This window comes from Falsiroseomonas oryzae (genome assembly GCF_027856955.1).
Classification (GTDB): domain Bacteria; phylum Pseudomonadota; class Alphaproteobacteria; order Acetobacterales; family Acetobacteraceae; genus Falsiroseomonas; species Falsiroseomonas oryzae.
In genome coordinates this window covers 1-2,017 of sequence record NZ_JAPSMD010000679.1, presented here as the reverse complement: position 1 = coordinate 2,017, position 2,017 = coordinate 1, and the positions used below count along the sequence as shown (strand labels likewise).

The window sequence follows — 2,017 nt, the reverse complement described above, 5'->3', positions numbered from 1 at the left end:
GATGCCGCTGCCCTGGCGCTCCGGCACGACGATCACGGCCGTCTCCGCCAGGTTGGTGGCGGGGTCGCGCAGCGCGATGGCGGCGCCCACCGGATCGCCCCCGTCCAGCGCGAGCACCGCCCAGCCCTCGGCAAGCGTCGGGTCGCAGATCCGTCCGGCCTCGGCGCGGGGCAGGTCGCGCAGCCGGGCGAGGAACCGGGTCTCGCGGCCGGCGTCGGTCAGCCCGTGCAGCAGGGCATGCAGCGCCGCCGCGTCGTCCGGCGCGGCGGCGCGCAGCGTCAGGTCGGATCCGTCCGCCAGTCGCCGGACGTGCGGAGGCGGGAGCGTGGGCCTGAAGCCCGGCGCACGCGCCGTCGTGGTCAGACCCTGCGCCCGCGCGCTGTCCAGCAGTGCGTCGCGATGGCGGGGATGCGCGATGGCGGCGAGCGCCTCGGCGCGTTCGCGCACGGAGCGGCCGTGCAGTTCGGCCACGCCCCATTCCGTGACCACCGCGTGGACGTCGCTGCGTGGGATCCCGACGCCTTCGCCGTGCTCCAGCATGGGACGGAGGCGGGAGGCCCCGGCTTCGTCCGTGGAGGTCAGGCAGATGATGGGACGGCCGCCCGGGGCGCGTGCGGCGCCGCGGATGAAGCCTGCCTGGGTGGACACGCCGCCGTAGAATTGGCCGCCGTGCTGGTCCGTGCAGACCTGCCCGGTCAGGTCCACCGCGAATGCCTGGGTGATGGAGACCATGCCGGACTGCGCGGCGATCTCGACCGGGTCGGAGATGCGCTCGATCGGGAGGAAGGCGAAGAGCGGGTTGTCGTCCAGCGCCGCGTGCAATCGCGCGGTGCCCAGGGCGAAGCTGCAGGCGACGCGACCCTGCCAGCGTGCCTTGCGCCGCCCTGTCACCACGCCCGCCTCGACCAGGTCCAGCACCGCATCCGTGATGACGTCACTGTGGATGCCGAGGTCGCGGCGGTCCGTCAGGTGCCGCAGCGCCTCCTGCGGGAGGCGGCCGAGGCCGACCTGCAGCGTGGCGCCGTCGGCGATCAGCCCGGCGATGTGGCGCGCCACCTCGGCCGCCGCGGGGCCCACCACGGGGTGGCGATACTCGGCAAGCGGCGCCGTGGCGCGGACCAGCGCGTCGAAGCGGCTGACGTGAACGAAGCTCTCGCCATGGGTGCGGGGCATGGCCGGGTTCACCTCGGCGATCGCCCGCCGCGCGACGCGCAGCACGGCCGGCGCCAGGTCCACCGAGACGCCGAGGCTGACGAAGCCGCGCGCATCCGGCTCCGACACCTGCAACAGGGCGACGTCCACAGGCAGGGCGCCGCGGGCCAGCAGGGGCGGCACCTCGTCCAGCGCGATCGGCACGTAGTCCAGCCGGCCCTCGGCGGCCAGTTCCCGCACGTCGGAGCCGACGAAGAAGGCACGGTGTCGCCAGGGTTGCGGGCCGACGAGGCCGGTGGTGAGGAAGCTCAGAACCTCGATCCCGGGCGGCGCCGCCGCGGCGAGGGCGGCGACCAGTCCAGGCGGCGTGGCGCTGCCGGTGCCGAGATAGACTCGACTGCCGGGCGCGATGCGCGCCACGGCCTCGGCCGCCGTCACCCACATGACGCCATCCCGCCCCCCACGGCGCGGCAACGCCGGACCGCGGCCGCCGCGCACGATCCTACCGAGCGTCCCGGCGAACCGGCAAGGTTTCCGGGGCGCGACGTTCCGCAAGCCGTCCAGTTCCGCTTGAGCGCATGCCTCGGCCCGTGTTACCTGGGCGGCTGCCGTCACAAGGAGCGGGACAATGAGACATCTTCTGCTCGGCGCGGCATTCGGCCTGCCCATGCTCGTCGCCGGCGTTCCGGCCTGGGCCCAGAGCGACCCGGCCGCCCGTGCACTGATCCAGCAGCTGCTGCCGCGCACCTCGTCCGAGACCACCCGTGGCATCCGCCCTGTTGGCAGCGCCGCCGCGCCGCAGGCCGCCCCGTCCCCGGTGCAGGCTGCGCCGGCGCAGGCGGCGCCCGCCGCCGCCGCGTCGACG

The 2,017-nt window shown here is 75.2% G+C and carries 1 protein-coding gene and 1 pseudogene; one reads left to right on the top strand and one right to left on the bottom strand.

What is annotated here, in order from left to right; genetic code table 11:
* Positions 1–1,596, bottom strand: a 1,596-nt coding sequence (locus OZN99_RS30520; protein ID WP_270938966.1) for an acetyl-CoA hydrolase/transferase family protein, incomplete at its 3' end; no start/stop codon positions are given.
* Positions 1,597–1,780: 184 nt separating this feature from the next.
* Here OZN99_RS30520 and OZN99_RS30515 point away from each other — a divergent pair.
* A pseudogene (locus OZN99_RS30515) lies at positions 1,781–2,017 on the top strand (hypothetical protein); the annotation flags it as partial.